This window comes from Frateuria terrea (assembly GCF_900115705.1).
Classification (GTDB): domain Bacteria; phylum Pseudomonadota; class Gammaproteobacteria; order Xanthomonadales; family Rhodanobacteraceae; genus Frateuria_A; species Frateuria_A terrea.
In genome coordinates, this window is sequence record NZ_FOXL01000005.1 from 53,205 (window position 1) to 76,978 (window position 23,774).

The 23,774-nt window shown below is 68.3% G+C and carries 21 protein-coding genes and 1 tRNA gene; 5 read left to right on the forward strand and 17 right to left on the reverse strand.

All coding sequences use genetic code 11. The features are described 5' to 3' along the window. Positions 1–9 precede the first annotated feature (9 nt). Positions 10–1,383, reverse strand: coding sequence for a histidine--tRNA ligase (gene hisS, locus BMZ38_RS09335; RefSeq protein ID WP_091336671.1), 1,374 nt, complete (start codon positions 1,381–1,383; stop codon positions 10–12). 160 nt (positions 1,384–1,543) lie between these two features. On the opposite strand from hisS, the gene BMZ38_RS09340 reads away from it, so the two are divergent. Continuing rightward, a tRNA-Pro gene (locus tag BMZ38_RS09340) sits at positions 1,544–1,620 on the forward strand. A 110-nt stretch (positions 1,621–1,730) separates the two neighbouring features. Here the strand turns inward: BMZ38_RS09340 and BMZ38_RS09345 are convergent. Next, positions 1,731–2,534: a ferritin-like domain-containing protein gene (locus BMZ38_RS09345; RefSeq protein WP_091336673.1), complete on the reverse strand. Its 804-nt coding sequence runs from the start codon at positions 2,532–2,534 to the stop codon at positions 1,731–1,733. 87 nt (positions 2,535–2,621) lie between these two features. Here BMZ38_RS09345 and BMZ38_RS09350 point away from each other — a divergent pair, with 87 nt between their 5' ends. After that, positions 2,622–2,999, forward strand: coding sequence for a VOC family protein (locus BMZ38_RS09350; protein WP_091336675.1), 378 nt, complete (start codon positions 2,622–2,624; stop codon positions 2,997–2,999). 6 nt (positions 3,000–3,005) lie between these two features. On the opposite strand, the gene purF is transcribed toward BMZ38_RS09350, so the two are convergent. The 7 genes from purF to BMZ38_RS09385 form a co-directional block, all read right to left on the reverse strand. Beyond that, positions 3,006–4,481: an amidophosphoribosyltransferase gene (purF, locus tag BMZ38_RS09355; RefSeq protein ID WP_091336677.1), complete on the reverse strand. Its 1,476-nt coding sequence runs from the start codon at positions 4,479–4,481 to the stop codon at positions 3,006–3,008. Between the two features lie 28 nt (positions 4,482–4,509). Beyond that, entirely contained in the window at positions 4,510–5,106 is a 597-nt protein-coding gene (locus BMZ38_RS09360; protein WP_091336679.1) for a CvpA family protein, read from the reverse strand. A gap of 21 nt (positions 5,107–5,127) precedes the next feature. Further along, entirely contained in the window at positions 5,128–6,090 is a 963-nt protein-coding gene (locus tag BMZ38_RS09365) for an SPOR domain-containing protein (RefSeq protein WP_091336681.1), read from the reverse strand. Between the two features lie 71 nt (positions 6,091–6,161). Further along, a complete protein-coding gene (gene folC, locus BMZ38_RS09370; protein ID WP_091336683.1) occupies positions 6,162–7,454 on the reverse strand; it encodes a bifunctional tetrahydrofolate synthase/dihydrofolate synthase in 1,293 nt (430 codons plus the stop codon). Between the two features lie 416 nt (positions 7,455–7,870). Continuing rightward, positions 7,871–10,372, reverse strand: a complete 2,502-nt coding sequence (locus tag BMZ38_RS09375) for a heavy metal translocating P-type ATPase (RefSeq protein ID WP_091336685.1) — start codon at positions 10,370–10,372, stop codon at positions 7,871–7,873. Positions 10,373–10,422: 50 nt separating this feature from the next. Next, positions 10,423–10,842 carry a heavy metal-responsive transcriptional regulator gene (locus tag BMZ38_RS09380; protein ID WP_091336687.1) on the reverse strand — a complete coding sequence of 140 codons (420 nt, stop codon included), beginning with the start codon at positions 10,840–10,842 and terminating at the stop codon, positions 10,423–10,425. Positions 10,843–10,938: 96 nt separating this feature from the next. Beyond that, positions 10,939–11,496, reverse strand: a complete 558-nt coding sequence (locus BMZ38_RS09385) for an NADPH-dependent FMN reductase (RefSeq protein ID WP_091336688.1) — start codon at positions 11,494–11,496, stop codon at positions 10,939–10,941. Between the two features lie 353 nt (positions 11,497–11,849). Here BMZ38_RS09385 and BMZ38_RS09390 point away from each other — a divergent pair, with 353 nt between their 5' ends. Then, positions 11,850–13,598 (forward strand): GGDEF domain-containing protein, encoded by a 1,749-nt coding sequence (locus BMZ38_RS09390; protein WP_091336691.1) that lies wholly within the window; start codon positions 11,850–11,852, stop codon positions 13,596–13,598. A 54-nt stretch (positions 13,599–13,652) separates the two neighbouring features. On the opposite strand, the gene BMZ38_RS09395 is transcribed toward BMZ38_RS09390, so the two are convergent. The 5 genes from BMZ38_RS09395 to BMZ38_RS09415 all read right to left on the reverse strand — a co-directional run bounded on the left by BMZ38_RS09395 (position 13,653) and on the right by BMZ38_RS09415 (position 18,979). Continuing rightward, positions 13,653–15,920 (reverse strand): thiamine pyrophosphate-dependent enzyme, encoded by a 2,268-nt coding sequence (locus BMZ38_RS09395; protein ID WP_091336693.1) that lies wholly within the window; start codon positions 15,918–15,920, stop codon positions 13,653–13,655. A 97-nt stretch (positions 15,921–16,017) separates the two neighbouring features. After that, positions 16,018–16,635, reverse strand: coding sequence for a glutathione S-transferase family protein (locus BMZ38_RS09400; RefSeq protein ID WP_091336695.1), 618 nt, complete (start codon positions 16,633–16,635; stop codon positions 16,018–16,020). Further along, complete coding sequence (locus BMZ38_RS09405; protein WP_091337453.1) at positions 16,632–17,126, reverse strand: nucleotidyltransferase family protein; 495 nt, start codon at positions 17,124–17,126, stop codon at positions 16,632–16,634. Before BMZ38_RS09405 ends, BMZ38_RS09400 begins: the two co-directional genes overlap by 4 nt. Continuing rightward, positions 17,123–17,671, reverse strand: a complete 549-nt coding sequence (locus BMZ38_RS09410; RefSeq protein ID WP_091336698.1) for a GNAT family N-acetyltransferase — start codon at positions 17,669–17,671, stop codon at positions 17,123–17,125. The genes BMZ38_RS09405 and BMZ38_RS09410 overlap by 4 nt, the downstream gene beginning before the upstream one ends. A 138-nt stretch (positions 17,672–17,809) precedes the next feature. Next, positions 17,810–18,979, reverse strand: coding sequence for an acyl-CoA dehydrogenase family protein (locus BMZ38_RS09415; RefSeq protein WP_091336700.1), 1,170 nt, complete (start codon positions 18,977–18,979; stop codon positions 17,810–17,812). Between the two features lie 114 nt (positions 18,980–19,093). Between BMZ38_RS09415 and BMZ38_RS09420 the strand changes: the two genes are divergently transcribed. Both BMZ38_RS09420 and BMZ38_RS09425 read left to right on the forward strand, forming a co-directional pair. Then, a complete protein-coding gene (locus BMZ38_RS09420) occupies positions 19,094–19,969 on the forward strand; it encodes a DMT family transporter (protein ID WP_091336702.1) in 876 nt (291 codons plus the stop codon). 69 nt (positions 19,970–20,038) lie between these two features. Further along, complete coding sequence (locus tag BMZ38_RS09425; protein ID WP_091337454.1) at positions 20,039–20,920, forward strand: aldo/keto reductase; 882 nt, start codon at positions 20,039–20,041, stop codon at positions 20,918–20,920. Between the two features lie 106 nt (positions 20,921–21,026). Here BMZ38_RS09425 and BMZ38_RS09430 read toward each other — a convergent pair whose 3' ends face one another. The 3 genes from BMZ38_RS09430 to BMZ38_RS09440 form a co-directional block, all read right to left on the reverse strand. After that, positions 21,027–21,746: a sulfite exporter TauE/SafE family protein gene (locus tag BMZ38_RS09430; protein WP_217638764.1), complete on the reverse strand. Its 720-nt coding sequence runs from the start codon at positions 21,744–21,746 to the stop codon at positions 21,027–21,029. An 81-nt stretch (positions 21,747–21,827) separates the two neighbouring features. Beyond that, positions 21,828–22,757, reverse strand: coding sequence for a 5'-nucleotidase (locus BMZ38_RS09435; RefSeq protein ID WP_091336706.1), 930 nt, complete (start codon positions 22,755–22,757; stop codon positions 21,828–21,830). A 95-nt stretch (positions 22,758–22,852) separates the two neighbouring features. Beyond that, entirely contained in the window at positions 22,853–23,614 is a 762-nt protein-coding gene (locus tag BMZ38_RS09440; protein ID WP_091336708.1) for an NAD kinase, read from the reverse strand. Positions 23,615–23,774: the final 160 nt, after the last annotated feature.

Below are 23,774 nucleotides of genomic sequence, written 5' to 3' on the forward strand. Positions count from 1 at the left end.
GGTCCGGGATCAACCCATCACGGCCGCTTGTTCCAGTTCCACCCGCAGCGCCTTGGCCAGTTCGCCGCGCGCGACTTCGAACTGGTCGCCGCGCCGCAGGTCCTTGACCGTCACCACGCCCTTGGCCAGCTCGTCCTCGCCCACCACGACGGCGAAGCGGATGCCGGCGCGATCGGCGTATTTGAATTGCTTTGCCAGCTTGCCACTCTCCAGCACGACTTCGGTGGCGATGCCGGCGCTCCGCAGCTCGTTGGCGATCGCCAGGTAGGTCGGCAACTGCGCCGCGTCCATCTGCGTGACCAGCACGTCGACCGTGCTGCGTGCGTTGCCGAGCAGGCCGGCGTCGCGCAGCTGCCAGAACAGGCGTGTCAGGCCGATCGAGATGCCCACGCCGGGAAGCCTGGACCTGGTGTATTGGCTGGCCAGGTTCTCGTAGCGGCCGCCCGAGCAGATCGAGCCGATCTGCGGATGGTCGTTGAGCGTGGTCTCGTAGACCGTGCCGGTGTAGTAGTCCAGGCCGCGAGCGATCGACAGGTTCAACGCGAAGTGCGTTTCGGGCACGCCGAAGTCGCGGATCAGGCCGAGCACTTCCTTCAGTTCCGCCCTGCCCTGCTCCAGTGCTTCGGGACCGCTGCCCAGCGCATCGAGGCTGGCGAACGCGTCGTCGAGCGATCTGGAACGCACCTGCACGAAATCCAGGATCTTCGCCGCTACCTCCGCCGACAGGCCAAAGGCCTCGCCGGTGAGCGTGTCGCGCACGTAGTCGACGCCGCGCTTGTCCAGCTTGTCCACCTCGCGCAGCACCAGCATCTGCTGCTCGCTTTCGGCTATTCCCAGGCTCTCGAAGTAGCCGCGCATGAGCTTGCGGTTGTTGAGCTGGATGGTGAAGGCGCCGATGTCCAGCTCGCGGAAGGTGCTGTAGATCACCGCCGGCAACTCGGCGTCGTAGCGCGTGGTCAGGCTGTCCTTGCCGATCACGTCGATGTCGCACTGGTAGAACTCGCGGAAGCGCCCGCGCTGCGCACGCTCGCCGCGGTACACGCGCTGCATCTGGTAGCGCCGGAACGGAAAGGACAAGTCGTGCTCGTGCTCGGCGACGTAGCGTGCCAGCGGCACGGTGAGGTCGAAGCGCAGCGCCAGTTCGGGCGTGCCTTCCTTTGCCAGCGAACCGGTGGACTGCACGAAATACACCTGCCGCTCGGTCTCGCCGCCGCTCTTGGTCAAAAGCACGTCGGAGAACTCGATCACCGGCGTTTCCACCGGCAGGAAGCCGAAGCGCTCGAAGTTGCGGCGGATGATGTCGAGCATGCGCTGGAACGCGATCTGGTCCAGCGGCAGCAGCTCGAGCACGCCGGGCATGGTGCGGGCCGGGGTAAGCGCCATGGAATCCTCTGCTTGCGGGGTGACGGACGCGCGGCGAAGCCGCGCAACGGCAGCCGCTTAGGTTAGCAGATGGCCATGCGATGCCTGGCGCGCGCTGCGGGAAAAATTGGCGGGGGGATGTTGCCAAGCTATCGCCGGCTCACTAAGATACGCGGCTCCACGGGGTGTAGCTCAGCCTGGTAGAGCGCTACGTTCGGGACGTAGAAGTCGCATGTTCGAATCATGTCACCCCGACCAGGGTTCGTGGAAAGGCCACCGCTAGCGGTGGCCTTTTTCTTTGCGGGGTCCCTAAGTTCCCGTGCAAGACCCTGGCACACAGGCGGCCACTTGCCGGGTGCGCCCCTCGGTCAAAGGGACAACGCGACGAGCTGGTCCATTTCCTCGGTATCGAAGCCCGCGGCAAGCCGCGCCGGATGGTTGAACGGCCCGCGCACGTTGCCGCCCATGTAGTCGCGCAGCAACTGCACGAACGTCGCGCGCGGCTCCAGCCCGTCGCGCTCGCAGCACCAGCGGAACCAGCGCGTGCCTGCCGCCACGTGGGCGACTTCCTCGCTCAGGATCAGCTCCAGGATGCCGATGGTGCGTTCGTCGCCCACGCCGCGCAGGCGTTGGATCATCCCGGGAGTGACGTCCAGCCCGCGTGCCTCGAGCACGCGCGGCACCAGCGCCATGCGGGCGAGGTCGCTGTGGGCGGTCTTTTCGGCCATTTCCCACAGGCCGTTGTGCGCGTCGAAGTCGCCGTAGGCATGGCCGAGCTCGGCCAGGCGCGCAGCGAGCATGGCGAAGTGGCGAGCCTCGTCATCGGCGCAGCTGGCCCAGTCGCGGTAGTAGTCGGCGGGAAAGCCACGGAAGCGGTAGACCGCGTCCCAGGCCAGGTTGATCGCATTGAACTCGATATGCGCAATGGCATGGACCAGCGCGGCACGGCCCTCCGGAGTGCCCAGACCACGCTGTGGCACATGGCGCGCCTCGACCAGGCGTGGGCGTAGCGGCCGGCCAGGCGCTCCGATCGCCTCCGCCGGCGGGCCCGACGGGTCTGGGCGCAGCTCGCCCGCCTGTAGGGCGAGCCATGTCTCATGCGTCAGGCGGAGCTTTTCTTCCGGATCGCTGGCGCCGATGCAGCGCCGGGCAGCTTGGTGCAGATCGTTCATGCGGCAAGTTTACGTCGCGGCTTGCGTTGCCTGGCCCAGCGCCGCGGCTGCATAGTGACATCCCGCCGTTGCCTTGGAAAACCGGACATGCCCAACCTCCATGCGATCGAGATCAAGGCGTTCGTTCCGGCTCGGGACTACGAGGTATCGCGACGCTTCTACGCCGACATGGGTTTCCGGGAGCGATCGGAATTCGAGGGCGTGGCCTACTTCGCCCTGGACGAGTGCAGCTTCCTGTTGCAGCGCTTCTACGACCAGGCGCATGCCGACAACTTCATGATGCACCTGCTGGTGGACGATGCCGAAGCCTGGCACAGGCGCCTGGTCGAGCAGGACCTCGTCGGCCGCTATCGCGAGCACAACGTGCGCATGACCGCGCCGGCGGACCGGCCGTGGCGCATGCGCGACTTCCATCTGATCGATCCGTCGGGCGTGTTGTGGCACATCGGCCACAACATTGGTTGACAGACGTCACGCGCTGCGGCGCGCCGCCTTGGCGTCGTCGGAGCGCAGCATCTCGATCTGCTGCAGGTAGTCCTGGTCCAGCCCGGTGACGTATTCGCCGGAGAAGCACGAGGTGTCGAACTGCTTGAGCTCCTCGTTGCCGTCCTGCACCGCCCATACCAGGTCGTCCAGGTCCTGGTAGATCAGCCAATCGGCACCGAGCAGCTGCTCGACTTCCTTCTCGCTCTTGCCTGCGGCGACCAGCTCGCTGGCCGAGGGCATGTCGATGCCATACACGTTGGGGTAGCGCACCGGCGGTGCGGCGGAGGCGAAGTACACCTTCTTCGCCCCGGCGTCGCGGGCCATCTGGATGATCTGCTTCGAGGTGGTGCCGCGCACGATGGAGTCGTCGACCAGCAGCACCGTCTTGTTGCGGAATTCCAGGTCGATGGCGTTCAACTTGCGGCGCACCGATTTCACGCGGTCGCCCTGCCCCGGCATGATGAAGGTGCGGCCCACGTAGCGGTTCTTGACGAAGCCCTCGCGGAAGGGCACGCCCAGCACGTTGGCCAGCGAGCTGGCGGCGGTGCGTGCGGTATCGGGAATCGGGATGACCGCGTCGATGCCGTGGTCCGGGCACTCGCGCATGATCTTCTGCGCCAGCTTCTCGCCCATGCGCAGGCGCGCCTTGTAGACCGAGACGTCCTCGATCATCGAATCGGGGCGCGCCAGGTAAACGTATTCGAAGATGCATGGCGCGTGCACCGCGGCCTCGGCGCAGCGGCGCGCGTGCAACTTGCCGTCGACGGTGAGGTAGACCGCCTCGCCCGGCGCCACGTCGCGCACGCGCTTGAAACCGAGCACGTCGAAGGCGACCGATTCGGAAGCCACCGCGTACTCGCGCCCCTCCGGGGTCACCCGCTCGCCCAGCACCAGCGGACGGATGCCATGCGGATCACGGAAGGCCAGCAGGCCGTAGCCCTGGATCAGGGCCAGGCAGGCATAGCCGCCGCGGGCACGCGCGTGCACACCGGCGACCGCCTTGAAGATCTGGTCCGGCGTGAGCGCCATGCGGTCCTGGATCTGCAGCTCGTGCGCCAGCACATTGAGCAGCACTTCGGAATCCGAGTCGGTGTTGATGTGCCTGCGGTCGTCCTGGAACATCTCGCGGCGCAGCGCCTCGGTGTTGACCAGGTTGCCGTTGTGCGCGAAGGCGATGCCGTAGGGCGAGTTGACGTAGAACGGCTGCGCTTCGTCGGCATTGTCCGAGCCGGCCGTCGGATAACGGCAGTGGCCGATGCCGATGTGGCCGCGCAGGCGGCTCATCGCATTCTGGTTGAACACGTCGCGCACCAGGCCGTTGCCCTTGTGCAGGCGCAGGTGCGCGCCGTCGACGGTGACGATGCCGGCCGCGTCCTGGCCGCGGTGCTGCAGCACCGTAAGTCCGTCATAAAGCGCCGATGCCACTTCAGTGGTACCGACGATGCCGATGATTCCGCACATGTGGGATGCCTGCTCGAGGTAAGCGTATTCAGGTAACGGTGGCCGCCCGGACGGCCGAAAGCACAGATTGCGCCGGTGCGGGTGAACCGCCAGGAAGCACCGGCAAGGTGATCGGCGGCAGCTTGGGCAACTGCGCTGGCGGATGCAGGTAGCGGCGCACGCTCCCGGGCACCCGGTCGCCCAGCCAGCCGGCCGCGCCGGTGAATTGCGGCAGCAGCAGCGAGTGCTGCCAACCGGCCTCGCGGGTGAGCGCAGTGAAGCTGGCCAGGAACACCACCAGCGTCACCAGCAGCACCCCGCGGGCGAAACCGAACAGCATGCCCAGCAGCCGGTCCAGTCCGCCCAGTCCCGTGCTCCACAGCAAGCGCCGCGCAATGAAGCGCAACAGTGCGCCGACGATCAGCACGGCCACGAAACACAGCCCGTAGCCGACCAGGATGCGCGCTTGCGGCAATGAGATGATGTGTTCGAAGCGCGCCGCCACCAGCGGGCCGAACGTCCATGCCACCCAGAACGCCGCGATCCACGCGGCCAGTGAAAGCACTTCGGAGACGAGCCCGCGCCACAGGCCGACCAGGATGGACAGGGCCAGCACGCCAAGGATGGTGTAGTCGATCCAGTTCATCCCGCCCCCGTGAATCGTGCCTTACGGCACGCCCACCACGTTGCCGGCCAGGCCAAGCTTGGCCTTGATCTGGTCGCGTACGCGCTCGGCGTCGGCGCGCTGGACCTGCGGACCAGCGCGGACGCGCCACAGGGTCCGGCCGCCGCTCTTCACCGAATCGGTAAAACCATCGAAACCAGCTGCACGCAATTTGTCGCGCAGCGCATTGGCATCGGCCTGGCTGCCCATCGCCGCCACCTGCACCGCGTAGCCGCCGGCGCGCGATGGAGACGCGGCCGGCGCAGCCGCGACATCACCATGTTGGTCACTGGCGCGACTTTCAAGGTGCGCGGGCGCACCGGGAATGCTCTGGGTGATCCTCAGCCGTGCGGCCTCGGCGGCCGTGCGCGTGCCGAACGGTCCGGCAGTGACCAGGGTGAGCGTCTTGGCGCCCTGGCTGATCGGCTCGCCGGCGACCGGGTAGCCCAGCGCGCGCACCTTCTGCATCAGCCGCTGTGCGCCGGCGCTGGAGTAGGCGCTGAGGTTGAGCGTGTAGTCGCCACGCGCCGCGGTGCCGGCGGTATCGGCGCTACCGGCGGGCGCGCTGGTCGCCTGGGGTTGCTCGGCGGGCTTGTCCGCGGTCGGTGCAGGCTTGGCTGGCGTCGCCGGCTGCGGCGCCTGCGCTGGCGGCGCGGCGTTCGGATCCATCTCCACGTCGTGTGGGCGCCGCGAGGCGATGTCGACAGTCGCCAGGCGATCCGACGGCGCCGCGGCAGTCGACTGGCTGCGCGCGGGAATCACCGGTGCGGAGGTGCCACTACTGGCCGGCGCGTCCGGGTTGAGGCTCATCGTGCGCGTCTGCAGGTCGCGATCGGGCGCGGGCGGAATCGCCAGGCTTACCGCCTGGTCGCTGGTGGTGGTGGGCGGCGTGCTGGAGAAGAACATCGGCACGAACAGCACCGCCAACGCAATCAGGACGAAGGCACCCAGCAGGCGTGTTTTCAAGACTGAAGCTCCAAGGCGGCACGGCATGCAACAGCGGGATTATACCTGCCCGCGGCGCAGCCACGGTCCGCTCAGGCAGCCGGTTCAGCCAGCACCGCACTGGCGACGAAGAACGAGCCGAAGGCCAGGATGCATTCGCCCGGCCGCGCGTGTGCCCGCGCGGCGTCCAGCGCGGTCGGCACGTCGGCGTATGCGTCGAACACCGCTTGCGGCAGCGTCTGCCGCAAGACCCCGGAAAGCGCGGCGACCGGCATGCCGCGCGAGGAGGCCCGGTCGAGCCCGGCCAGGTGCCAGTGATCGATCCGCGCGCCGAGCGCAGCGATCACGCCAGCGACATCCTTGTCCGCCAGCGCGCCGTACACTGCGTGCACCCGTACGAAGCGGCGCAGGTCGAGCCACTCGGCCAGCGCCCGCGCGGCCTGCGGGTTGTGGCCGACGTCGACCACCCATGCCGGGTCGCCGCCCAGCGATTGCAGCCGCGCCGGTATCCGTACGGCCATCAGGCCGTCGGCCGCCGCCTGGCCGAGGGCGATTGGCGCCGCCAGTCGGCCGTCGACGTCGAGCGCGTGCAGCGCGGCGATCGCGGCGGCGGCATTGGCGTATTGCACCGGTGCGGCCAGCGCCGGATCGGGCAACTCGAAGGCCGTGCCGTCGCGATGCTGCCAGCGCCAACCCTGCGCGCGCCGTTCCGCCCGAAAGTCGTGCCCGGCGCGCTGCACACGCGCGCCGCCGGCCGCCAACGTATCGAGCAGTCCGGCGGGCGGATCCAGTTCGCCGATGATCGCAGGCCGGTCGCTGCGCGCGATGCCGGCTTTTTCGCGGCCGATGCTGTCGCGGTCGTTGCCGAGCCAGTCCATGTGGTCCATGTCGATGGTGGTGATCACCACGGCGTCGGCATCGACGATGTTCACCGCATCCAGCCGGCCGCCGAGGCCCACTTCCAGTACGGCTACGTCCAGGTCGGAGCGGGCGAAAAGATCGAGTGCGGCGAGCGTGCCATATTCGAAATAGGTCAACGCGATGGCGTCCGCGCCGCCGGTGCGCGCTGCCTCGATGCGCTCGAAGGACGCGACCAGTTGCTCGTCGCTGACGTCGCGGCCATGGATGCGCACGCGTTCGTTGTAATGCAGCAGGTGCGGGGAGGTGTAACAGCCGACGCGGCGTCCGGCCGCGTGCAACATGGCCTCCAGCAGTGCCACGGTGGAGCCCTTGCCGTTGGTGCCGCCGACCGTGATCACTCGTCGCCCCGGTGGTTGCGCGCCCATCCGGCGCCATACCTCGCGCACGCGTTCGAGGCCCAACTCGATGCTGCGCGGGTGAACACGTTCCTGGTAGGCCAGCCATTCGGCGAGCGTGCGGGGCATGAGAGGGTCTCTTGGGCGGGGCGGCGCGCAGCTTACGGCATCGAGGACGCGCGGCGCTTTGCTGCTTTTTGGGCTTTTGGTCTTTTTTTGCGTTCTTGCGTGGGCTCTCCGCGACTTCGCTCGCCTGCCGCGGGCTTCTCATCGCCTGTCGGCGTTCGGGTCACTTTTCCTTGCTGGCCCAAAGAAAAGTAACCAAAAAGAAATGGCCTGGTTCAGCCCGGTGGGGGACAAGAGCTAGGTGTCACTTCGCCTTGCCGGGCGGGTCCCTCGCTCTTAGATGAGCTGCAGCCGCTTTGCTACGGGCGCTCGGGGGCTGGAGCAAGGGAAGGTTGTTCGCCGTGCGGGTTCCGCTGGCTGCGTGAGTTGTCGCGGATGAATCGGCAGAGCGACAGGCAGCGAAGGCGAGTCCCGCCCCCTTACCCCAACCTTTTCCCCGGAGCAGAGGGGTGGCCAAGAGGCATGCGGCGCAACCGCAGCGCGTTGGATACCACCGACACCGACGACAGGCTCATCGCCAGCGCGGCGACCATCGGCGACAGCACCACGCCAAGCAACGGATAAAGCACCCCTGCCGCCAACGGCACCCCCACCGCGTTGTAGAGAAACGCAAAGAACAGGTTCTGGCGGATGTTCCGCACCGTCGCCTGGGACAACCCGCGCGCCCTCGCGATCGCCGAAAGCTCGCCCTTGACCAAGGTGACCTGTGCGCTCTCCATCGCCACGTCGGTGCCACTGCCCATGGCGATGCCGACATCCGCCGCCGCCAAGGCAGGCGCATCGTTGATGCCATCGCCCGCCATCGCCACACGGCGTCCCTCGCGCTTGAGCCGCTCGACCACCGCAGCCTTGTCCGCCGGCGAGACGTCCGCATGCACCTCTTCGATGCGCAACTGCCGCGCCACCGCCTGCGCCGTGGTGGCGTTGTCGCCCGTGAGCATGACGATGCGCAGGCCCTCGCGCCGCAGCGTATCGAGCGCGGCGGGCGTGCCCGGCTTGATGCGGTCGGCCACGGCGATCAGGCCGGCCAGCGTGCCGTCCACGGCCACGAACATCACGGTCGCCCCGTCACCGCGCAGGCGTTCGGCCTGCTGCGCTGCGGTGTCGCCCAGCGGCATGCCGAGCTCCTCGAGCAGGCGGGCGTTGCCCAGCGCCGCCTCGCTGCCGTCGACCTGCCCACGCACGCCGCGCCCCGCATACGAGCGGAAGCCGGTCGCCGGCAGAACCGCCACGCCCTCGTCCGACGCTCCGCTGACGATCGCGCGCGCCAGCGGATGCTCGCTCGCTTGCTCCAGCGCGGCCGCCAGGGCAAGCAACCGTTCGCGTGGCAGATCGCCCAGGGCCACCACCTCGCGCAGCGCGGGACGCCCCTCGGTGAGCGTGCCGGTCTTGTCCAGCACCAGCGTATCGACCCTGTGCAATGCCTCGATCGCGGCCGCGTCGCGGAACAGCACGCCGGCCTGCGCGCCACGGCCGCTGGCGACCATGATCGAGATCGGCGTGGCCAGTCCCAACGCACACGGGCAGGCAATGATCAGCACCGACACCGCGGCGATCAGCGCATGCGCCAGCCGCGGCTGCGGTCCGAGCATGGCCCAGGCGGCGAACGCCAGCACCGCCACCGCGACCACCGCCGGCACGAACCACGCGGCCACGCGGTCGGCTAGCCGCTGCAAGGGCGCACGACTGCGCTGGGCCTGCGCGACCAGTGCGACGATCTGCGCCAGCAGCGTTTCGCCGCCAACTTTTTCCGCGCGCAGCACCAGCGTGCCGTCCTGGTTGACCGTTCCGGCGGTGAGGCGGTCGCCGACCGTCTTGGCGACCGGCATCGGTTCGCCGGTGAGCATCGCTTCGTCGACATGGCTCTGGCCATCGGTAGCCACACCATCGACCGGCACCTTTTCGCCCGGACGCACGCGCAGCAGATCGCCCATGCGCACCGCCGCCAGTGGCACCTCGTGCTCTTGTCCGTGCTCGATGCGATGCGCGGTCTTCGGCGCCAGCCCGAGCAGTGCCTTGAGCGCCTCGCCCGTGCGACGGCGCGCGCGCAGTTCGAGCCAGTCGCCGAGCGTGACCAGCGTGACGATCACCGCCGCCGATTCGAAGTACACGCCCACGCGGCCGTGCGAGCGGAGGCTGGCCGGGAACAGACCTGGCGCGAGCAGCGCGACCACGCTGTAGAGCAAGGCCACGCCGGTGCCCAGCGCGATCAGCGTGTACATGTTCGGCGACCAGGGCGCGAGCGAACGCCAGCCGCGCCGGAAGAACGGCGCGCCACCCCAGAGCACCACCACGCTGGCCAGCAGCGCCTCGATCCAGCCGAGCGCGCCGGCCCAGCGCATCGGCCAGGGACGGCCCGTCAGGTGGGGCCCCATTGCCAGCACCAGTATGGGCAGGGTCAGCGCGACCAACCAGCCGAAGCGGCGCGCCAGGGCCCGCACCTCAGCGTCGCCGTCGGCGGCGGCGCTGGGCGCGAGCGGCTCCAGCGCCATGCCGCACTTGGGGCAATCGCCCGGCCCCACCTGGCGCACTTCCGGGTGCATGGGACAGGTGTAGATGGCTTCGGGGCTTGCCGCCGGCGCGTCACGTTCGCCCAGGAAATCCTCGGGCGCCACGACGAAGCGCTCGCGACAGCGGGCGCTGCAGAAGTACCAGGTGCGTCCCGCATGCTCCGCGCGATGGCGGGCTGCATGCGGATCGACATCCATGCCGCAGACCGGATCCCTGGCGGTGTGGGCGCCCACGCTGGCCAGAGGTGCGGCGTGGCCGTGACAGCAACTGCTGGGGCCCGGGGCCGATGGGGCTTCCAGGTAATCCCGCGGCGAGGCGAGGAACCGCTCGCGGCAGCGAGCACCGCAGAAATGGTAGGTCCGTTGCGCATGCTCGGCGTGGTATGGCGTACGGGCCGGGTCGACCGCCATGCCACAGACCGGATCCCGTTCGCCCGTCGCCGTGGACGCATGGCAGCCGCTCACGGGCGTCCCTCCCCGCTCAGCGCGCGCAGGATCGGACACTGCTCGGGCGCACCATGGCCGGGGCAGGCCTCGACCAGTTCGGCCAGCCCGGCACGGACGCGTTCCAGTTCGGCGATGCGCGCCTCGATATCGGCCAGTCGCCGCTGCGCGCGCTGCCTTACCGCCTTGACGCCACGCTGCCGGTCGGCAGAGAGCGCGAGCAGCTCGCGGATTTCTTCCAGTGTGAAACCGAGGTTCTTTGCGCGCCGGATAAAACGTAGCTGCGCCACCGTACCCTCGCCATAGCTCCGATAGCCGGAGGGACGTCTCGTCGGTTCGGGCAGCAGGCCTTCGCGCTCGTAGTAGCGGATCGTGTCGATGGCCACGCCGGCGCGCTTGGCGACGGCACCGATGGTGAGTGCGGCTTGGATGTTCATGGGGCAAGTCTAGACCCTTGATCCAGGTCCAGTGTCAAGCGCCCGCAAACAACTCTTTTCCGTCGCTACGACCGGGCGGCCAACCGTGTCTGCGGTTCAGCGCTTGAGGATGGTGTGCACCCATTGCACGTAGCGGTCGACGAAGCCTTGCAGGAACTTGCGCGTGCTCTCGACCGTGATCTCACCGTTGGGGTCCACCGGTCCGTCGTCCTTGAACTGCACGAATACCTCTGGCTGTCCCAGCAACGGGACGTCCAGATAAGCGAGCACGTTGCGCAGATGCTGTTGTGCCAGCGCACTGCCGGTCGCGCCGATGGATGCGCCGATGACCGCGCCGGGTTTGCCGGCAAAGGAGTTGGTGCCCCAGGGTCGCGAAGCGATGTCGATGGCGTTCTTCAGTACGCCGGGAACCGAACGGTTGTACTCGGGGGTCACGAACAGCAGTGCATCGGCAGCCTCGATCTGCTGTTTCAGCTGCTGGCATGAGGTCGGGTAGTTACCGTCGAAATCCTGGTCGTACAAGGGCAGGCCGCCGATCTCCACGTGCTCGAACGCAAGCTCGCCCGGGGCAAGTTTCTCGACCGCCCGGGCCAGGCGACGGTTGAAGGAATCCTTGCGCAGGCTGCCGACCAGCATGGCTACTTTGATGCTCATGGCGCGTCTCCGCCGGGCACGCCTGCACGGGCGGCACCGTTTCGTGAAGGGCGCGGCACCGACTGCTCGGATGGGTCCATAGCTACCCCACAGGGTCAGACACGGCCGCGATTCGGCGAGCATGCCGGCAACGCCGCCAAGGGGTCGTGAGCGTTCGCGCACGCGGCATTGCATTGGCACAGACCCTGCTTTACCAACCGCTGGCTCGTCAGCAAAAAAGCGAGCGAAGGACCGGACGGTTCGCGTAGGATCGTCTTGAGCTCAGGCGCACTGGCTGCAAGCAGCCGACGGCCTGTCAGGGGTTGAGCGCGGGCGCGCGGATGCGCAGCCTGTCGCGAAGCGGGGTCGAGGGGATGCGAGAGTTGTCCGCAGCAAACATCTGGAACCGTTGCAGGCTTCCGCTGGTCGGTGGCCTGCTCGGTTTCGTGTGGCTGTGGTTCGGCGTGGTGCATGCCTCCGTGCTGCTGGACGGCGGCTGGCGAGAAGTGCGCCCTGGCGACACACCCGCCGCAGTGCTCGAGCAGTTCCGCCAGGGTCAGTTGGCGGCGTTCGAGCCCTCCCTGCTGCACAGCTTCCCGCGCGAGGGCTCGGGCAGCTGGGTCGTGCTGCGCCCGCAGCCCCCCTGGGTGGACGAGGAGCGGGTGCTGACGATCTACCCGCCCGCGCTGGGCCGCATCACCATCTACAACGCGGACGGCCAGACCAGCACGCTGGCGCTGGACGAAGCCGGCGGACCGACGCTCGGCCACGGCCGGCTGGCGTATCGCTATCCGGCCAGCGTACCGGCCTCGTCGCTGGTGCTGCTGAAGCTGGAGCCGATGGAAGGACTGTCGCCGCCCCTGAGCTTCCACATGGAATCGCTGACCGCGTTCCTCGCGCACGACGCGCACTGGCTGACGCTGTTCAGCGCCTGCTTCGCGGTGATGCTGACGATGGCGCTGATGGCGCTGTGCTTTGCGTTGATGTTGCGCGACAACACTTTTTCCTGGTACGCCGGCTACGTTTTCTGTTACGCGCTGATCCAGAGCCTGCAGACCGGCTTCCTGTTCCACCCGCTGGAGTTCGGCTGGCTGGCGCCCTCGGCGAGCCTGCTCGAATCGGCGGCGATCGCGTTGTCGGTGGCGTTCGCCGCCTTGTTCATGGCCCGCTTCTGCGAACTGCAGCGCTTTGCGCCCCTGCTGCGCGCACCGGTGCTGGCGCTGGCCATCGGCATGCCGCTGCTGGTGCTGATGCGCAGCAGCTCGATCGGCCTGCTGGTGGACGTGGCGCAGGCGCTGGTCGATCCGTTGCTGATCCTGGGCGCGCTGCTGATGCTGCTCACCGCCACCGTGGCGGCTGCGCACGGCTCCCGCCACGCCTGGTTCTTCCTCGCCGGGTGGACCCCGTTGCTGGCGCTCACCGCCCTGTCGACCGCCCAACTCAGCGGTGCCCTGCCGGGCATGAGCTGGATCAGCGACGCCAGCGTAGTCGCCGGAGCCTTCGAGGCGATCGTGCTGTCGGTCGGCCTGGGCGACCGTGCGCTCACCATGCGCCGCGACCGCGATTTGGTGCGCGCGCTGGCCGACAACGATTCGCTCACCGGCGTGCTCAACCGCCGCGCCTGGAGCGAGGGCGCCGAAGCGGTGCTGGAGGAAAGCACCGGCCGGCCGGTGGCGTTGCTGTTCCTGGACCTGGACCGCTTCAAGCTGCTCAACGACCAGCAGGGCCATCGCGCCGGCGATCGTGCGTTGATCGAGGTGGCCGAGGCATTGCGCGCTGAATTGCGTCCGTCCGACCTGCTCGGCCGCTACGGCGGCGAGGAATTCATCGCCATGCTCGACGGCGTGGTACAGGAGCAGGCCATGCAGGTCGCCACGCGCCTGTGCCGGCGCGTGCATCGGCTGGAGATTCCGGTCAACCAGGAGTTCATGCTCAGCGTCAGTATCGGAGTGGCGATGCGCACCTTCAGCGACACCGTGGAGACGCTGATCGAGCGCGCCGACCAGGCGATGTACCAGGCCAAGGTGAACGGCCGCAATCAGGCACGCCTGTACGACGGACCGCGAGGCATCACCGATGATTCGTGGGAGCGCGTGAGCGAAGTCGAAGACGGAGCGGGATGATCCGCCCTCGCTTGCCGGGAGGGGGCCGTGCCACGGCCCCTCCCCGGCGAGGGCTCAACCCGCGAGCTTGCGCGCCGCCGCCACCACGTCCGCCTCGCCCGGCAGCACCAGGAAGGCCGCACCGGCCAGCGGCGTGAAGGTATCGGCGCCGACCACCCGCTCGAGCGGCGTGGAACCCAGACCCGCCTCGACGATGGCGGTGATCACGCCCTCGCCCACGCCGGCGCTCTTGCGGCCCTCGTCCAGCACCAGGATGCGCTTGGCGCTCTTCGCCTGCGCGGCGATGAAGGCGTCGTTGAGCGGTGCCAGCCAGCGCAGGTCGACCACACGCACCTTCCACTTGAGCTCGGCCTCGATGGTGCGTGCGGCGCGCAGCGCCATCGGCACGCCGTTGCCGAAGGTGAACACCACCAGGTCGTTGGCCTCGTCGTCGTAGACCCGACCCTCGCCCAGCGCCATCGCCTCGCCCGGTGCCGGGTAGGCGAACTGCCATTGGCCGTCGCCGGCTTCGTACAGATCCTTGGTCATGTACAGCGCGATCGGTTCCAGGAAGGCGCACACGCGCCCGTCTACCTTCGCCAGCGCGGCCAGCGTGCGCAACATGGTCGCCGCGTCGTCGCCGCGGCTGGGGCAGCCGACGATAAGGCCCGGGATGTCGCGCAACGCAGCGATCGAGTTGTCGTTGTGGAAATGGCCGCCGAAGCCGCGCTGGTAGCCCAGCGAGGCCACGCGCATGACAAGAGGATTGCGGTACTGGTCGTTGGAGAAGAACTGCAGGCTGGCCGCCTCGCCGCGAATCTGGTCGGCGGCGTTGTGGAAGTACGCCAGGTACTGGATCTCCGGGATCGGCAGCATGCCCATGTTGGCGTAGCCCTGGGCCAGGCCAAGGATCACCGTCTCGTCCAGCAGGGTGTTGAACACGCGGGTGTTCTTGAACACCTTGTGCAGGCCCTTGGTGACCGTATAGACGCCCCCCTTCTGCGCCACGTCCTCGCCGAACAGCAGCGACTCGGGGTACTTGGCCATGATGTCGTGCAGCGCCTGCCCGATCTGGATGGCCAGGTGGCGCGGCGGCTGGTTCTCCGGCAGCTTGTCCTCACTGCCGAAGGCCCTCAGGCGCGCGTCGGCGTAATCGGTGCGCGCGGCCTCGGCCTTCACCTTGTCGGGCGTGTACGGAGCCAGCGGCGCCATTACGTCTTCGAGGCGATCGAGCTTGGGCCGGCGATCGGCCTCTTCGGCAGCGTCGAAGCAGCGCTTGCGGGTCGCCTCGTACAGCGCCAGCAGATCGTCCTTCGAGTACAGGCCCGACTCCAGCGCGATTGCCGCCGAACGCAGCAGCGGGTCGGTCGCCTCCACGGCGCAAAGCTCTTCGATGCTGCGCCACTCGATCTCGAAGTCGGTGCCGGCATGGCCCATGACGCGGGTGGTCTTCAGGTGCAGGAAGGTCGGCCGGCGCGTGCTGCGGCAGTGTTCGACCGCGCGCTGCACCTGGGCGTAGCCCTCGGCCAGGTCCAGACCGTCAGCGAAGAAATAGTCGAGGTTGGAGCGCGCGCGGTAGTTGCTGGCGACCCAGTCGGTGGGCGTCTTCACCGAGATGCCGATGCCGTTGTCCTCGCAGACGAACAGCACCGGCGCGGGCAGCTTCTGGTAGGCGGTCCAGCCGGCGGCGTTGAAGGCGGTCTGCGCGGTCGCATGGTTGGAAGAGGCATCGCCGAACGAGCAGATGGCGATCGAATCCTCTGGCACCGGCAGCGTGTGGCCGATGCGCCGGGCGTGGTCGATGGCGACCGCTGTGCCCAGCGCCTTGGGCAGGTGCGAGGCAATGGTCGAAGTCTGCGGCAGCACCCACAGCGGCTTGCTGCCCCACACCTTGTGGCGGCCACCGGAGGCCGGGTCGTCCTTGCTCGCGGCGAAGGACAGTGCCGAATCCATGACCGGGTCCATGCCCGGCAGCTTGCGGAAGCGCTCGGCCATGAAGCCGCCGGAACGGTAGTGCAGGAACGCAGGATCGGTGTGCCGGGTCAGCCGCGCCACCATCGCGTTGCCCTCGTGGCCGGAGGAGCCGATCGTGTAGAACACCTTGTTCTGCACGCGCAGTACGCGCGCCATCAGGTCCAGGTGGCGGCTGATCAACTGCGACTCGAACAGCTCGCGGAAGCCGCGTGCATCCAGCGCACTGCCCGGCAGTACCGGCTGGTCGTCGCGCGGCGCCCTGTGGGCGTCGCCCTGCCAAAGCTTCACGAACTCGGTGAAGTTCTGGTCGACGATCTCGGCGCGGTTGAAGCCCTTGTGGCGGGCGGTGATCGGGAATGGCAGGGACATGGAGGTTCTTCGACGATGGGAATGCGATTGTAGGGTGGGCTTCGATGCCGCGCCCGGCGCGCAGGAATGGGCACGGCCTACCGAAGGCCTGCGGCGATCAGGCTTGCATGGGTGTGTGCCCTGGCTGAGCCCGAATGCGGGCCAGCCACGCCTCGATGTTCGGGTACGGCGAAAGGTCGAAACCGCCGTCGCCGGCGCAATGGGTATAGGCATACAGCGCGATGTCGGCAAGCCCATAGCGCTCGCCCACGAACCACTCGCGCTCCAGCAGGTGCTGCTCCATCACCGCCAACACGCCCTTGCCGCGCTCGATCAATGCCGGCACGTCGGCCTGGCGCGGGTGCTCCGGCGGCAACCAGCCACGGATGAAACGCGCGACCGCGATGCAGGGCTCGTGGCTGTATTGCTCGAAGAACAGCCACTGCAGCGTCTGTGCGCGAAGCCACGCGTCCCCGGGCTCTGCCCCGCTCGGCCAGAAGCGCGTGCCCTCGGCGAGGTAGCAGAGGATGGCATCGGACTCGGCCAGCCGGCGCCCGTCCTCCAGCTCCAGCAGCGGCACCTTGCCATTGGGGTTCTTGCCCAGGAACTCGGGCGTGCGCGTCGCACCGTGCGCGCTGTCGACATCGATCCAGCGGTAATCGCGACCGAGCTGGTCGAGCAGCAACTGCAGCTTGTAGCAATTGCCCGAGGCACGCATGCCGTAGATGGTGATCATGCTGGAGCGTCCCTGAGGTGGGTCAGCAACCCGGCGCGGAGCCGGTCCTTTGGTCGGCCGAAGCACTCGAGCAAGCGGAGCTGCTCGTCGAGCGTCGGGATGGGGACGGAAAGTCGGTCGATCTGCACCAACGTCGTGGCGCCGACGTGGACGCGCCGCCATCCCTCCGGCCTGGCGACCTCGAGGTCGCCCATGACTTCCACGGGAAGCGGGAAGTCGAAGCGCGCGAAGTGGGAGCGGAAGCGATCGGCGTCCTTGAGACCTGCGGTGTCGAGCAGACGTCCCTGCCAATGGCGGACGAGGGATCGGGCGTCGCGGGCGCTGGTCAGCACGTCCACATCGGCCACCTCCACGTCGGCGCCTGCCAGCCAGGCCGCGGCGCTGCCGATCACGGCCCACGGATCGCTGCAGCGACGCCGCAGCTCCGGTACGCAGGCCGCCAGCGTCTGCCCCAGCAATGGGGCCGTGCCGGTGGTCGGGAACAGGTTCATGCGACCGCCCGCCGCGCACGCCATTGGTTGCGCGTCTGGCTCCAGATCTCGGTGGGCGAATCCTCGTACGGTGCAGGCAGCTTGCCGGGGCCGCGGCAGGCGGAACCGAGCCGCCGCGCCAGCGCCTGCGATGGCTTGTTGTCCGGATGGATCGAGTGGATGACCTCGTCCCAGCCTAGGTGGTCGAATGCCCAGTCGATCGCGGCGGTGGCGCCTTCCAGTGCGTAGCCCTTGCCCCAGGCTGCGCGCGCCAGGCCCCAGCCGACCTCGGTGCCGGGCCAACCGTCGGGGAACCACGGGCCGAGCCGTCCGATCCATTGGCCGCTGGCCTTCTCGATCACGGCGAACATCGAGAAGCCCTGGATCATCCAGGCGCCGGCTGAGGCCAGGAAACCGCGCCATGCAAGCGCCCGCGGCTGCTGCCCGCCGATGAAGCGGGCGGCTTCGAGGTCGGCCATGTTCGCCGCATAGGCATCGAAGTCCTCGATGCGCGGCGGACGCAGGATCAGGCGGTCGGTTTCGATGCGGATGTCCGGAACGTGCAAGGCCTGGCTCCTGAAAGCCCCTCCCAGCGGGAGAGGGGTTGGAGGAAGGCTCAGAGCCCGTCGCAGGTTTTCACCTTGCGCTACGGCCGAACCCTCATTCGTCGCTGCGCGCCACCTTTTCCCGGAGGCGAAGGAACATCAGAACGCGTTGATGCCGGTCAGTTCGCGGCCGACCACCAACTGGTGCACCGTCTCGGTACCCTCGTAGGTGATCACCGATTCCAGGTTCAACGCATGGCGGATCGCCGAATGCTCGGTGGTGATGCCGGCGCCACCGAGGATGTCGCGGCACTCGCGGGCGATGTCGATGGCCATGCGGCAGTTGTTCCACTTGGCCAGCGAGACCTGGGTGGGCTGCATGGTGCCGGCGTCCTTCAACCGGCCCAGTTGCAGCGAGAGCAGCTGCGCGGTGGTGATGCGCCGGGCCATGTCGGCCATCTTGAGCTGGACCGCCTGGTTGGAGGCGAGCGGGCGGCCGAACAGGATGCGCTCGGCGGTGTAGTCGAGCACTTCCTTCAGGCAGGCTTGCGCCGCGCCGATCGGGCCCCAGGTGATGCCGTAGCGCGCCTGGGTCAGGCAGCCCAACGGTCCCTTCAGGCCCTTCACGTTGGGCAGGCGGTTGGCCTCGGGCACGCGCACGTTGTCGAAGAACAGCGCGGAGGTGACCGACGCACGCAGGCTCATCTTCTTGTGTACTTCCTGCGCGGTGAAGCCGGCGGTGTCGGTCGGCACGATGAAGCCCTGGATGCCGTCCTCGGTCTGTGCCCAGACGATCGCGATGTGGGCGAGGTTGCCGTTGGTGATCCACATCTTGGCGCCGTTGATGACCCAGTCGCCGCCGTCCTTCCTGGCGTTGGTCTTCATGTTGGCCGGATCGGAGCCGCCGTGCGGCTCGGTCAGGCCGAAGCAGCCGATGACCTCGCCCGCCGCCATCTTCGGCAGGTAGTGCGTCTTCTGTTCTTCGGTGCCGTAGGCGTAGATCGGGTACATGCACAGCGAGCTCTGCACCGAGGCGAAGCTGCGCAGGCCCGAGTCGCCGCGCTCCAGCTCCTGGCAGATCAGGCCGTAGCTCACGCCGTTCATACCGGCGCAGCCGTACTTTTCCGGGATCGTCGCGCCAAGCAGGCCCAGGTTGGCGATCTCGGGGATCAGTTCCTTCGGGAAGCGGCCCTGGTCGAAGCAGTCGCCGATGATCGGCAACACCTTCTCGTCGACGAAGCGGCCGACGGTGTCCTGCACCATGCGCTCCTCGTCGGTGAGCAGCGAACGGACGTCGTACAGGTCGAGCGGGTCGAGGCGGACGGCCATGCTTGGGTTCCGTTGGAGGGACAAGCCCGGCATTCTACCGCCCGCGGCGGCGGGAGGTCATGCCGGGCGCCCGCCCGCCTGACGCGCAGCCCCCAACCCTACCCGGACCACCCCATGTTCAAGGGCGTACTACTCGGCTTTGCCTGCTACGCGGCCTACGCGATCAGCGACGCCTTCGTCAAATCCCTGCGCGGCTCGCTGCCGGCGTTCGAAGCGGTGTTCTTCGGGGCGGTGCTGGGGCTGGTGGCCATTCCGTTCATTCGCAAGCCGGGTGACCGCTGGCACGAGGTGTTCGTCGCCAACCGGCCATCGCTGTGGTGGATCCGGGCAGTGACCGGCGCGATCACCAACGTGTCGGCGGTGGTGGCGTTCACGCATCTGCCGATGGCCGAGACCTTCGCGCTGATCTTCCTGATGCCGATCTTCGTGACCGTGCTGTCGGTGGTGTTCCTCAAGGAACACGTGGGCTGGCGCCGCTGGTCGGCGGTGTTCGCCGGATTCGTCGGTGTGCTGGTGGTGCTGCGGCCGGGCTTCCGCCATCTGGGCCTGGGCCACTTCGCGGCGATCACCTGCGGCATGGCCGGGGCGATTTCGGTAGTGGCGTTGCGCATGGCCGGTGCGCACGAGAAGCGCATCAGCCTGTACGGCGCCGGCGTGATCGGCCCGCTGGTGGCCGGCGGCTTGCTGATGCTGCCCTCCTTCACCTGGCCGACCCTGCACCAGGGCGAGCTGCTGGCCGGCTATGGCCTGCTCGCCGGGCTGGCCGGCGTACTTTTGATGCTGGCCACCCAGCTCGTTCCGGCCAACCGCGTGGCGCCGACCCAGTACAGCCAGATGCTGTGGGCGATCGGCTTCGGCTACTGGCTGTTTGGTGACACGCTGGACTGGCCGATGCTGGCCGGCATCGCACTGATCCTGGGCGCCGGCCTGTTCACCCTGGTACGCGAGGAACAGGTCACCGGCTGGTGGCGGCGTGCCCGGCTGGTGTGATCCGCGCCTTGCCATGGCGTCGCCCGGTTCGCACACTGCGTTGCCTTCGGCCGCCTCCCGCCCATGCCCATGACGATTCCCGCAGCGCTGACGCTCTCTCCCGTGGTCGCCGGCCTGTGGCGACTGGCCTCGTGGTCGCTGGACGTGCCCGCCCGCGTGCGCTGGATCGAGCAGGCACTGGAGCTGGGCATCACCAGCTTCGACCATGCGGACATCTATGGCGACTACCGCGCCGAGGCGCTGTTCGGCGAAGCGCTAGCAGCCGCCCCGGGCCTGCGTTCGCGGCTGCAGCTGGTGACCAAGTGCGGCATCCGCCTGCAATCGCCCGAGCGGCCGTACCGCCTCAATCACTACGACAGCTCGCCCGGGTACGTGCGCGCACAAGTGGAGCAATCGCTGCGCAACCTACGCGCCGAACAACTCGACCTGGTGCTGATCCACCGCCCGGATTACCTGATGGATGCCGCGGCGCTGGCCGATACCTTTCGCGTACTCACCCGCGAGGGCAAGGTGGCGCACTGGGGCGTTTCCAATTTCAACGCCAGCCAGTTCGCCTTGCTGCAGCAGCACCATCCGCTGCTCACCAACCAGTTGGAGCTGTCGCCCCTGGCGCTGGGCGCGCTCGACGACGGTACGCTCGACCAGGCGCAGCAGCTTGGATGGCGCCCGATGATCTGGTCGCCGCTCGGCGGTGGCAGGTTGTTCCACCCCGACGACCCGCAGGCGCTGCGCGTACGCGAAGCCATGCTGCCGATCGCCGCTCGCCTCGGCGTGAGCATCGCCACCCTGGCCTATGCGTGGATCCTGCGCCATCCCTCGCGGCCCTGGCCAATCACCGGGACGCGGCGGGTCGAAGGCCTGCGCGAAGCAGTCGCGGCGCTTGACGTGCGGTTGAGTGCCGAGGACTGGTACGCGATCTGGGTCGCGAGCAAGGGGCATTCGGTACCCTGATGCCCATCATCGCCGTGTCCCGCACGAGCAACTGCCAAGACCCGTCAGGATCTGACCGCCCCCCTCGCATGCGATGCACCCGGGTGACCCGTCCAGGCCGACGACGCTAGCCGCCTATCCAGCCAAGCGATTGGAGCAGCAGCATCACGCCGACCACCACCAGGCCGCCGTGGACGCAAACCATGAATACCGGTCCGCTGATGCGCCTGTTGACCATGCGCCCCAGGGGGATCGCAAGGAGCACCGCGGGAAGCGCGGCGAGATACTGGTGCGTCACGGCGGAGGTCCACAGTCCGGTCGTTCCGTAGCCCACCAGTACCAGTCCGCTCGCCGGCAGAAAGTAACCCTGCAAGGTTGCCCGGAAATGCACGGGCGGCCAGCCGCGCAGCGCGCCGTACATCACCAGGGGCGGTCCGTTCATGCCGTACGCTCCGCCGAGCACGCCCGCGCCGAGCCCGAACGTCCACGCATGCCGGTCGTCATGCAGTACCGCCGGTCCCCGGCGCATCAGGGAGAAGGCAGAGAATCCGGCCACGATTGCGCCGAGCGCCAGCTTGACCAGGTGGCTATCGAGCGCATGAAGAGCCCACAGGCCGATCGGCGTTCCGATCGCGGTAGCCAGGAACAGCCGTCCCGCGCTACGGAAGTGGATATGGCGCCAGTCCTGCGCGACGGCAATGGCCGCGACCGTGATCGAGACCAGCACGGCGATGGGCGCGGCCGTCTCTACCGGCATGACGAAGGCCAGCAGTGGCACGGCGACCAGTGCCTCGCCAAAGCCGAAGGCCGAACGAATGAACGTGGCGAGGAAGAGGATCGCCAGCACGGATGGCAGCACAAGATATCCCGATGCTCGTCGAGCATCCGATTGTAGCGGCGACGGACCGCGCGACCGGCCAGCGTTCCCTCAACGGTTGCTCACGCCGTGGGGCACATGACCCGTCGCGACGTGCTTGCGTGCCGATTCCACGTTGGCCGGCGAGTCGTCGAAGAAGATGTCGGCACCGAAGGCATCGAGAAACGGGCCTTTGTCCCGTCCGCCGAGGAACAGCGCCTCGTCGATGCGCACGCCCCAGCGGCGCAGGGTGAGAATCACGCGCTTGTGCGCGGGCGCGGAACGGGCGGTAACCAGCGCCGTGCGGATGGGTGAATCCTCTGCGGGGAAAGCGGTCTGCAGGCGGTGCAGTGCGGTAAGGAAGCCGCGGAACGGGCCCACCGAGAGCGGCTCGCCCGCCTGTTCGGTCTCGCGGCGGTGGAAGGCCTCCAGGCCCTCCTCGCGGGAGACGCGCTCGCCCTCGTCGCCGAAGATCACCGCGTCACCGTCGAAGGCGATGCGAAGTTGCTCGCTGGCCCGCGGCGGCGCGGTGCTGGGCAGGATGGTGGCCGCCGCCACGCCGGCGGCAAGCGCACGGCCGACGTCCTCGGCATTGGCGGACAGGAACAGATCGGCCTTGAACGGTGCGATGTAGTCCGACGTCGGCGCACCGCTGGTAAAGGCCGCGCGGCTGATTTCCAGGCCGTGGTGCTGGATGGCGTTGAAGATGCGCAGGCCCGTGTCGCCGGAATTGCGCGACAGCAGGATCACTTCCACCGGGGGCTTGTCGCCCGCCAGCCGATTGAGGCCCAGCAGCTTCTGCACCAGCGGGAAGGCCACACCCGGCTGCAGGATCTCGTTCTCGTGCTCGATCTGGAAGCGGCGGTAGGCGTCCAGCCCATCGCGCTCGAACAGCGTGTGGCTGTCGCCCAGGTCGAACAGCGCCCGCGAGGAGATGGCGACGACCAGGCGGTTGTCGTTGCTGGCACCGGGATCGTGGGCGTTGGTGGGGGCTGGGTCCATGGAAGGGAATCTAGCAAATGGGGCGAGGGACGAGGGTGGTGGTTCGAGGCTGGGATGCACCCATGAAAACCCGCCGCGGCGCCCTCGCCCTTCCCCTACTCTGCCGCGAACTGCTCATCGAGGATGCGCTGTTCCAGGTTGTGCTCCGGATCGAACAGCAGCTTCACCCCGCACTCCTGCGCCTGGCAGATCGTCACCTCGCGCACGTCGCGCACTTCGAGGAAGTCGGCGGTGGCGCTGACCGGCCGCTTGCCCGGCTCCAGAACGCGCAGGGTCACCAGCGTGCGGTGCGGCAGGATCGCGCCGCGCCAACGGCGCGGGCGGAACGGGCTGATCGGGGTAAGCGCCAGCACGTTCGCGTCCAGCGGCAGGATCGGTCCATGGGCGGAAAGGTTGTACGCGGTGGAGCCGGCCGGCGTGGCGACCATGATGCCGTCGCACACCAGCGCGGGCAGCTTGACCGTGTCGTTGAGCTTCACTTCCAGGTGCGCGGCCTGGTTGGTCTGGCGCAGCAGCGAGACCTCGTTGAACGCCAGCGCGAACTGCTCGTTGCCGGCGCCATCGGTGGTGCGCATCTGCAGCGGATACAGCACGGCGGCGTGCGCGCGCTCGATGCGCCCGGGCAGGTCGTCGAGCTGGTGCTTGTTCATCAGGAAGCCGACGCGGCCGAGCTTCATGCCGTAGACCGGCAGGTCCAGCGCGCGGTGGGCATGCAGGGTGCGCAGCATGAAGCCGTCGCCGCCCAGCGCCACGATCACCTCGGCCTCCAGCGGCGGCAGGTCGCCGTAGCGCTCGGCCAGCTTGCGGCGGGCCTGCTGGGCGACCGGGGTGTCGCTGGCGACGAAGGCGAAGCGCATGGGCATCCGGCGTGTCGAGGTGAGGCTCCGAGCTTAGCGCAGCCCATGACGATGTAGGAGCGCCCCTAAGTACGCGACCATCCGCCGCCGAACGCAGGTGCAATCGTGCGCAAGAGTGCGCTCCTGCAAGGTTGCCCGGGGGCGTTAAACCCCCGGGCTT

Coding starts and splice junctions, on each gene's coding strand:
- BMZ38_RS09425 (WP_091337454.1), top strand. CDS start 20,039: ATGACGATTCCCGCAGCGCTGACGCTCTCTCCCGTGGTCGCCGGCCTG.
- BMZ38_RS09350 (WP_091336675.1), top strand. CDS start 2,622: ATGCCCAACCTCCATGCGATCGAGATCAAGGCGTTCGTTCCGGCTCGG.
- BMZ38_RS09375 (WP_091336685.1), bottom strand. CDS start 10,372: ATGGCGGTCGACCCGGCCCGTACGCCATACCACGCCGAGCATGCGCAA.
- BMZ38_RS09345 (WP_091336673.1), bottom strand. CDS start 2,534: ATGAACGATCTGCACCAAGCTGCCCGGCGCTGCATCGGCGCCAGCGAT.
- BMZ38_RS09440 (WP_091336708.1), bottom strand. CDS start 23,614: ATGCGCTTCGCCTTCGTCGCCAGCGACACCCCGGTCGCCCAGCAGGCC.
- BMZ38_RS09400 (WP_091336695.1), bottom strand. CDS start 16,635: ATGATCACCATCTACGGCATGCGTGCCTCGGGCAATTGCTACAAGCTG.
- BMZ38_RS09395 (WP_091336693.1), bottom strand. CDS start 15,920: ATGTCCCTGCCATTCCCGATCACCGCCCGCCACAAGGGCTTCAACCGC.
- BMZ38_RS09435 (WP_091336706.1), bottom strand. CDS start 22,757: ATGGACCCAGCCCCCACCAACGCCCACGATCCCGGTGCCAGCAACGAC.
- BMZ38_RS09380 (WP_091336687.1), bottom strand. CDS start 10,842: ATGAACATCCAAGCCGCACTCACCATCGGTGCCGTCGCCAAGCGCGCC.
- folC (WP_091336683.1), bottom strand. CDS start 7,454: ATGCCCCGCACGCTCGCCGAATGGCTGGCCTACCAGGAACGTGTTCAC.
- BMZ38_RS09405 (WP_091337453.1), bottom strand. CDS start 17,126: ATGAACCTGTTCCCGACCACCGGCACGGCCCCATTGCTGGGGCAGACG.
- purF (WP_091336677.1), bottom strand. CDS start 4,481: ATGTGCGGAATCATCGGCATCGTCGGTACCACTGAAGTGGCATCGGCG.
- BMZ38_RS09420 (WP_091336702.1), top strand. CDS start 19,094: ATGTTCAAGGGCGTACTACTCGGCTTTGCCTGCTACGCGGCCTACGCG.
- hisS (WP_091336671.1), bottom strand. CDS start 1,383: ATGGCGCTTACCCCGGCCCGCACCATGCCCGGCGTGCTCGAGCTGCTG.
- BMZ38_RS09385 (WP_091336688.1), bottom strand. CDS start 11,496: ATGAGCATCAAAGTAGCCATGCTGGTCGGCAGCCTGCGCAAGGATTCC.
- BMZ38_RS09390 (WP_091336691.1), top strand. CDS start 11,850: ATGCGAGAGTTGTCCGCAGCAAACATCTGGAACCGTTGCAGGCTTCCG.
- BMZ38_RS09360 (WP_091336679.1), bottom strand. CDS start 5,106: ATGAACTGGATCGACTACACCATCCTTGGCGTGCTGGCCCTGTCCATC.
- BMZ38_RS09415 (WP_091336700.1), bottom strand. CDS start 18,979: ATGGCCGTCCGCCTCGACCCGCTCGACCTGTACGACGTCCGTTCGCTG.